This is a genomic window from Desulfosarcina cetonica JCM 12296 (assembly GCF_001311845.1).
GTDB lineage: Bacteria > Desulfobacterota > Desulfobacteria > Desulfobacterales > Desulfosarcinaceae > Desulfosarcina > Desulfosarcina cetonica.
Genome location: NZ_BBCC01000003.1, coordinates 82955 through 91006, shown reverse-complemented (window position 1 = coordinate 91006; position 8052 = coordinate 82955). Strand labels below are relative to the sequence as shown.

Sequence of the window (8052 nt, the reverse complement as noted above, 5' to 3'; positions counted from 1 at the left end):
CCATTTGATGGCGCACAGATTTTTGGAGGTTTGAGGTTTATTGGTTTTAGCGGTGTAAGTGGGGATCTGATTTTCCGAAGATGTCATCTGCACGACATATCGCTTTACCCATTCTACTTCCGAGGAAAAAATCTTATTCTGGAAAGCAATTTTATCGAAAACTGCAACGGCTTGTATCTGACCTTTAATTCCAGTGACATCAATGCCACCATAAAACACAACACGCTTGTCAATACACCCCTGTTGGATGGAAGAACCAATGTTTCGTACAACAACGTCATTATAAAAAACAACATCCTTTACGGGACTGCGCCAACCATAAGGCTGAACAATATCGAAGGCAGCTGGGAGTGCAGCCACAATCTTCAATACAATACCGCCCCGTCTGTGCCGAGAAGAGCTGCGGACTATCCAGTGATTAAAATCAATGGCACAGGAAACAATGTACAGGAATTCGTGCAGAACTCTTATTATTTCGATCCTGATTTCACGACACTGCCGCAATTGAATCCATCCTCCTATGCCATCGGCCGGGCAGAGCCCAACGAAGTGCGCTACGCTTACAATCATGGCGGCGTCGGGGCCGACCTGTTCGATGCGGCCTTGCCGACCATCGGATGCTGGAGCCCGGTTACCGGTTCCAAGCGTTCGATCGACTCCTCGCAGAATAAGATCGCTCTTGTCGGCGACTCCATAACCTATGGGACCGGCGTATCGGCCAGCGACTGCTATGCCGGCAGATTGGAAAATTCGATTTTAGATCATGTTTTTATTAAAATGCCGGGCGATCCAAGCAGACACCTTGGTATTCCAGGAATCTGGAGTGATGCTGCTCATTTCTTGGCCCAAGAATTTGCCATTGCCGAAGAAGTTGAAAAAGTATCTCTGTTTATCGGCGTCAACGATCTGGCTTATGGCGAGTCCGTCGGAAAGGTAGCCCACCAGATCATTCAATCCTTAAGGATTCTTAAGGATCTGGGCGTTGACAACATCCTTTACCCTGGAACGCCCATCATGAATCCTGACATGACCAGTTACGATGCTTCCATCAGCGTAGAAGATGTCGTTTCGGCCTACTGCAAAACAAACGCTATTCGTTATGCAAAAATGTCCAGCCGGTTTGTTAAAATTAATTTTCTTTCAAATCAAGCGGAGCCTCTGTACGATTTGTTAGAAACGCATCCCAACAGCAACGGACACGAGGTTATCGCCGATTATCTGCAACCATTACTAATATCCAAATATATTCTGGTTGAGGACAACGAAATGCTGCAGGATTTAACAGACGACGGTTCTCAGGGATCTTATGATTACGGTCTCGTTGTTCAGGGGGATAACACTGTCTTGGATAATATCGATCTGAGTTCATTCCCAGCGGCCGACATCCTGATTCAAGGTGACAATCCCGTTCTGATCAATATTAATCCGGGTGCGAATATTCAATACTACTAATTGCCGGTTTGTCGCTTATGCGCGAAATTTGATGATGCCCGGCATTTCGACCACTCACCTCAGTCAGGGCACCTCGTTGTTTGGCAAAATCATATGCTTTCTTTTTCTGTTGTTATTGACGCAAACGGATCTGTACGCCGGAGAGTGGTTTGTACGACCAGCGGGAGGGGCTTATGGCAGGGAAGACGGCACCTCCTACAAAAATGCGTGGAACGGCCTCGCGGGGATCATCTGGGGCACAAAGGGCGTGCATCCGGGGGATACCCTGTGGATCTGCGGTTTGCATTTGCATGCGATCCGGGACCGCTACAGCTTCGGCAACAGAGCCTCAAGCTGGGCTCGGGTACCAGTGAGAATGAGCGGATTGTTCTCCGGGGCGATTACCCCAATGATGCCGGCATCATCTGGGGGGCCGGCAGAATCGAATACGCCCAGTGGACGGACGAGGGGAATGGGGTTTGGAGCATCCCGCTGATAGCCGCCATCTGGGCCGGGGATTGGATCTTTCAGGATATCGGCCAGAACGGCGCCAACTCTCATGTTGTATTGGACAAGGCCGACAGTCTGAGCGCATGTCGTCTTCAATCGGGTTCACATTTCAGCCCAAGCTATAAAAAGGGTTCAAAATTATACGTTCACCCAACCGATGAGCGCAGTCCCAAGCGGCGCATCAGCATCAATTGGTGGGGCTACCGCCTTGAATTCAATCGGCAGGCGTACCTTACCTTCAAAAACATATCATTTCTAAATCCTGGAAGAGTCAGCCTTGATGCCAGGCTGCATCATATCCGTTGGCACGGCTGCAAGCTAATTTATGGCATGCACGCGTTGATTGGTCTGCATGGAGAACACTCAGCAATCGAGGTCATCGGATGTGAACTTGCCTGGGCCGGCAATGGAATTTACACGATCCAACAGAACTGGCAGGCGGGCAAGACGGAGATCAACAAAACCGTCCGTGACTATCGTTTTGCCGGCAACCATATACACCATATCGGCGTGCGGCCGGTGAACTGGAACGGGGATGCCCATGCTATCGGAATTCAAGGCGGAAGCGGGGGCATCATCGAAGACAATCTGATCGAAAATTGCGGTACCGGCCCGGGCTTGTATGCTTTTACGCACCAGGAATGCAAAAATACGGTTGTTCGCCGAAATGTGGTCAAAAACCTTCATCGACTGGGAGGCGCGACCGGATACGGTGTCTTTACCATGTGCAATCAGGATTCCCTCTCAGACAAGACCGGGAATATTTTTTATCAAAACGTGGTCGTCAATGCGCATGTGGGCTATCGCTTTCAATTTGAAGACAAACAGCGTGTATTCCATAACATGGCCATAAACTGTAATATTGGATTTGAATCCACACGCGGCTACAAGGGCAACGGCGCCAATGTCGAACTAAAGAATAACATTTTCTACAACTCAAAAGAATGCCATGTCAAATGGACCGGGGCCGCCGAGCAATTCACAATAGATTTTGACCACAACATCTACTATCCCGACGAGCACGATAAATTTTGGCTGATACTGAAACGGGATGTTAAGGGGTGTTCGATCGTCATCGAGAATCGCAAATCCAATTTCAAAGAATGGCAGCGGCATCGAGTTAAGGGTTGCCGCTTTGATCCCAATTCCCTCTCGAGGGACCCTCAACTTTTATATTTAAATACATTTCGTATAGATACATCAAACTTGGTACTGTCCGACAGATCTCCGGTCATCGACGCCGGCATACCCGTTGGGATTAACGAAGATTTTTATGGACATAAGATCATCGGCATCCCGGACATCGGCCCCTTCGAATTTCAAAAGATTGACACCAACAAATAGCAGATAGCGTTGTGTCCCGTCTAAAAAGCAACATAAAGTACAACTTTATAGGTCAAGGCAGCCTCGTCTTACTGAGCATTTTTTCGGTCAAGTACATCCATGGCGGACTCGGTGAAGATGTTCTCGGTATCGTGTTTTTTACGACCATGGTCAATCTCCTTGTCGCTGAAATGCTGCAGGTCGGTATCTCGGTGACAACCGTAAGAGAGATTTCCTCCCATTATGCAACAGATAAGCGGTATATCGGTGATTACATCCGCACGGGAACGACGCTGTATTGGTCGGCCTATTTTCTCATTGTGGCGGTAATATTGATCGCGGCGCCGTGGCTCGTAGAAAACTGGATTAAACTGGATTCGCTTGATCCGACTGCAGCAACTTACATTCTCCAGGTACTGGGTGTAACTTCACTTCTCGTGCTGCCACGCTGGCTGTATGTCAGTATGCTTAGAGGCATCGAGCAGATGGGGTTGACCAATCTGATTGACGTGTCCACCACCGCCATGCAGCATCTGGGGACGATATTACTGATTGTTTCGGGCCATCAACTGTACACCATCATTTACTGGTACAGCTTTTGTTATCTCTTGCGGCTCACCATATATTTAGCCGTATGCACTCGGTTTTTCAACTTTAGTATGCTCCTTCCCGGATTCAAGCTGTATGTGATCAAAAAAAACCTGCGGTATACCTCCAGGTTGATGCTGGCGACCGTCATCGGAGCAACCATGCAGCAACTGGATAAGATCATCATCAGCAAATTACTTCCCATTGCCTCCATCGGATACTATGGTTTTCTGTTCGGCGGCCTGTCCAAGATGCGCCTAATGCCCGCAGCCATTGCGCAAGCCGCGTTTCCGGCACTTTGCGCACTGCACCAGGCAGGCAAAGTTGAAGAGTTGCGCAGGCAGTACAATGTACTTCAAGAAATTGGCACCTATTCATCCATCCCGCTGTTTGCCCTGGCGGTGTATGTCGCGATGCCTGGCCTGTCTTTTGTGTTCAACCAGGCAGTTGCCGTATCATTGTTTTGGCCGACGGTATTACTGTGCGTTGGAATTTATACGTATGGGGCTTTGACGTTGCCTTACCTTTTTTCTCTGGCCGTAGGAAATTCGGGGATTCAGGCTAAACAGAATCTGATTGATTTGGTAGTTTATCCGCTACCCGCGGCATTTCTGATATGGAAATTCGGCATGCTGGGTGCGGCCTGTTCCGTGGCCTTCCTGTATGTGCTGCATGCCGTGTACGGCTTGGTCAGAATCTACAGGGAATGTATCAAAAGCCGGACCTCCTCCTTTGTTTTCCAGCAGTTAAGGCTGATCTGCCTCGTTCTGTTAACCTATGGATTGGCATTCTTCCTTATCCGCTTTGGTGAGCGGCAGATGGACATTCCCATCCTGGTCGTGGCGTACCTGGGCGCCAGCGCCGCCTATCTAACCGGAGGCTATTATCTGCTCCCTGCAGAATCCAAGGCCAAAATCAGAGCGGCATTGCCTCCTTTTCTTCGCGGCATGAGCAGCACCTCCCTTTCTGGCAATGGCGTGCGATAGTGGCGACAATAACGGAAAAACATATGATGCAGGACTACTTCAGTGGCTGCAAATTATACGGCGATGATTTTACCGGGATGAGATAACGCGGTGGTACGAACTGGAGACCGAGGGGTACGCCGACAAACTGCGAAACACAAATTCGCCTACTGACGAATCAATTGCGTAAACACTGAATTTAGAATGAAATGGCATGAAAAAAGTTTCATGAATTTGGTTTTCAAGATTAAAGGAAAATTACTTGCCACTTATCTATTACTGCATGGTTGTAAAGTCGGCGGTGGCCTAAAGTGTAAACAATTTCCGATTTTCCGTTATCCACCGCATAAAAACATGGAATTGGGAAAAAATGTTAATGTCGGTTTTAGGATAACTTTCGATCCTACGCCTAAGGGTAAAATCATTCTCGGCGACAACGTTAATCTAACTCAAGATATCGTTATAAGTTCGCATTACCGTGTTAAAATTGGAAATTATACTCAAATTGCTGAATTTGTAAGCATTAGAGATTCAGATCATAATATCCAAAAAAGCGAGTTAATCGTTTTACAAGGGCATAATGGCATCGAGATCGAAATAGGAGAAGACGTTTGGATAGGAGCAGGGACGAGGGTGCTCAAAGGTTCCAAAATTCCAGAGGGAGTTGTCATAGGGTGCAATTCATTAGTAACTGCAAAATCCATTTTAAAACCGCATGGAATTTATGTCGGCTCTCCAGTACGTCTGATTCGATTGCGTAATGATTGAGCCAAAATGAACAAGACAAAGAAATCAAATTCATCGATGAATATTTGCCACTTTCTGATATCTGGAGGCTTTGGTGGCATTGAAAGACAAGTCCACAGTTTGACAGAAGAACAGAGCAAAAAGAATAGTGTCGGTGTTATATTCGGCATGCGAGGCGGGATTTTTGAAGAAAGAATAAAAACCCTTCATAATGTTTCAACCACGGTCCTGAATTTGAAGAACGGAGTGGATTTAAGCCTATCGGCGATTATAAAGGCCATTCGTTTTATTGAAGAATACGACATTATTCATATTCATTCCATTAATTATGTAATACTGGTAGCAGCCGTTCTTACAAAAAAGAAAATCATTTTTACATTTCATGGGATCACCCATCTGAGAAGGAAGCTTGGACTGCGTGATAGGTTTAAATACCATAGCTTAAGCTTTTTTGCGAATCATGTTTTTTGCGAACTTACTGCGGTCTCACTATTTATGAAGAAGATGACAGTTGAAAAATTAGGTATTCATAAGAATATCAAAGTAGTTTATAATATCACACCTTCTGTTTCCGACAAGCAAAAAAATCGGCTAAACATCCGTAACCGCCTCTATCTACACAAAGATAATATACTTATACTCTCATATGGGCGTATCGTTCACAACAAACGAATGGAAATGTTATTGGATGCGGCCGCTCATCTAAAATGTCTTGGGATAGAAAGCGTTAAATGGCTGATCATTGGCGATGGACCCGAAAAAGCTTCACTCATTGAAAAGGCCTCGGCTATGAATCTGCAAACTGCCGTCACCTTTCTTGGCTTTAAAAGCAACATATTCGAATATATTAACGCGGCAGATTTATGTGTTTTCCCTTTCCGTCAAGAGCCTTTTGGGATTGTCGCACTGGAAGCCATGACCCTTGGAAAGCCGGCTTTCGTGATGATGGATAGTGGGGGATTGGTAGAAGTTATCAGCCCGGTAAATGACTGTTACTATGTAGCCTTCAATGTGGAAAACCTATGTAATAAAATAATTGGTTTCGTAAACGATCCAGGAGCTTTCTCCAGAGACAAAGAGGCATTTATCCGCCGAGCGCGTGATTTTGAACCACAGAAGATTTCAATGTGCTACGAAAAACTTTATCGCCGCGTTAATTTGAGGAATTAATAATGGTAAAAATCCTCTGGATCGCGCCTAATCTGAACCATTATAAGGCGCGCTTTCTGAGTCGTCTTAATCAACGCAGGGAAATAGACATCTACGTTTTTGCAGGTGCAACAAACAAGCAGTTAGGCCACACAGAGGGTAAGGAACGTGATTTCAAGTTCACGACCGTGCCTGTTGTTAAAGAAAAGTTCTCATACAACCCAATTGTTTATATTAGAATTGGCTCATTAATCAGACGGGAAAATTTCGATTGGGTGCTAATGCCGGCTGAAAAAAAGAACATCCCTCTGATTCTATACCTGTACATACTAAAAAAAATTATTGGGTTTAAGCTTATAACCTATAATCACCCCATGCTGCGTTTTAACTCAATTCCGGGGCGATTGGAAAAATTGACCCCTCTGACGCTATTCAGCCTGTATGATAAAGTTATTTTCTACACTTATCAGAGTATGAAGCTGGCGATAGAAAGCAACATCATCAATAGAGCCAAAGCAGCCTATGCCAACAACACATTGGATACCGACCATATATGGAAATTTTATTCTTTTAGGGTGAACTCAAGCGAGCCAAAAAGGCTTTTGTTTATCGGCCGACTGGTGCCCTACCGCGAACTTGATCTGCTTCTCAGGTATTTCAGATGGCTTAAAACGATGCTTCCCGGTGTCGAATTAATAGTCATCGGCGACGGTCCCGAGGCGCCCAAGATCCAAAAAGCCGCCGCGGACGATCCGCAAATCACTTGGTGTGGAGCCATCACCGACGAAGCGCTGGTCGCAAAAGAGATGCAACGGGCCCACGCGGTGTTCATGCCCGGACACTCCGGGCTATCCATTGTTCACGCTTTTGCCTACGGCAAACCTTACATCGCTTCGGCAAACTATCCCAACCACCCACCGGAAATTGACTATCTGCAGGACGGGGTCAACGGCCTGCTGCTCAACGGCAACATGGAATCCAACCTGGCGCGAATCGCAGGCCTGCTCGATGACGCCAAGGCATACGAACGCATGTGTCGGGCGGCCTTCGCGAAAGCCCAAGAATTGTCCATTGCAAATTGGTGTGCTCAGTTGAAAACGGCACTGATCGACCGACCAATTGCAGACGTATGCCTAACTCGGTAAACATTTCAGTCACGGCGACAACTACATCACCGCCGATCTGAACAACCCGCTGGCGAGCATCAAAATGGACATTACCGACACCCCCTACCCGGATTCGTATTTCGATGCGATCCATTACAGCCACTCGCAAAAATGAACGCGAAGCCGAAACTGCTGATTATCGGACCTTACCCGCCACCATACTCGGGTCCCGA

General features: G+C 46.7%; 6 protein-coding genes. All 6 read left to right on the top strand.

The window, feature by feature from the left end:
- A partial coding sequence (locus JCM12296_RS01495; protein ID WP_157067290.1) for an SGNH/GDSL hydrolase family protein occupies nucleotides 1-1452 on the top strand: 1452 nt, incomplete at its 5' end.
- A 267-nt stretch (nucleotides 1453-1719) separates the two neighbouring features.
- Nucleotides 1720-3285, top strand: a complete 1566-nt coding sequence (locus JCM12296_RS01490; RefSeq protein ID WP_054689106.1) for a hypothetical protein — start codon at nucleotides 1720-1722, stop codon at nucleotides 3283-3285.
- 11 nt (nucleotides 3286-3296) lie between these two features.
- Nucleotides 3297-4838 (top strand): lipopolysaccharide biosynthesis protein, encoded by a 1542-nt coding sequence (locus tag JCM12296_RS01485; protein WP_054689105.1) that lies wholly within the window; start codon nucleotides 3297-3299, stop codon nucleotides 4836-4838.
- 207 nt (nucleotides 4839-5045) lie between these two features.
- Complete coding sequence (locus JCM12296_RS01480) at nucleotides 5046-5585, top strand: acyltransferase (protein WP_172683722.1); 540 nt, start codon at nucleotides 5046-5048, stop codon at nucleotides 5583-5585.
- 6 nt (nucleotides 5586-5591) lie between these two features.
- Nucleotides 5592-6734, top strand: coding sequence for a glycosyltransferase family 4 protein (locus tag JCM12296_RS01475; protein WP_054689103.1), 1143 nt, complete (start codon nucleotides 5592-5594; stop codon nucleotides 6732-6734).
- A gap of 2 nt (nucleotides 6735-6736) precedes the next feature.
- Nucleotides 6737-7858, top strand: coding sequence for a glycosyltransferase family 4 protein (locus JCM12296_RS01470; protein WP_054689102.1), 1122 nt, complete (start codon nucleotides 6737-6739; stop codon nucleotides 7856-7858).
- Nucleotides 7859-8052: the final 194 nt, after the last annotated feature.

Bases quoted from the DNA above. Each gene is read 5' to 3' on its own strand.
- JCM12296_RS01480 (WP_172683722.1), top strand. From the start codon at position 5,046: ATGAATTTGGTTTTCAAGATTAAAGGAAAATTACTTGCCACTTATCTA.
- JCM12296_RS01475 (WP_054689103.1), top strand. From the start codon at position 5,592: ATGAACAAGACAAAGAAATCAAATTCATCGATGAATATTTGCCACTTT.
- JCM12296_RS01470 (WP_054689102.1), top strand. From the start codon at position 6,737: ATGGTAAAAATCCTCTGGATCGCGCCTAATCTGAACCATTATAAGGCG.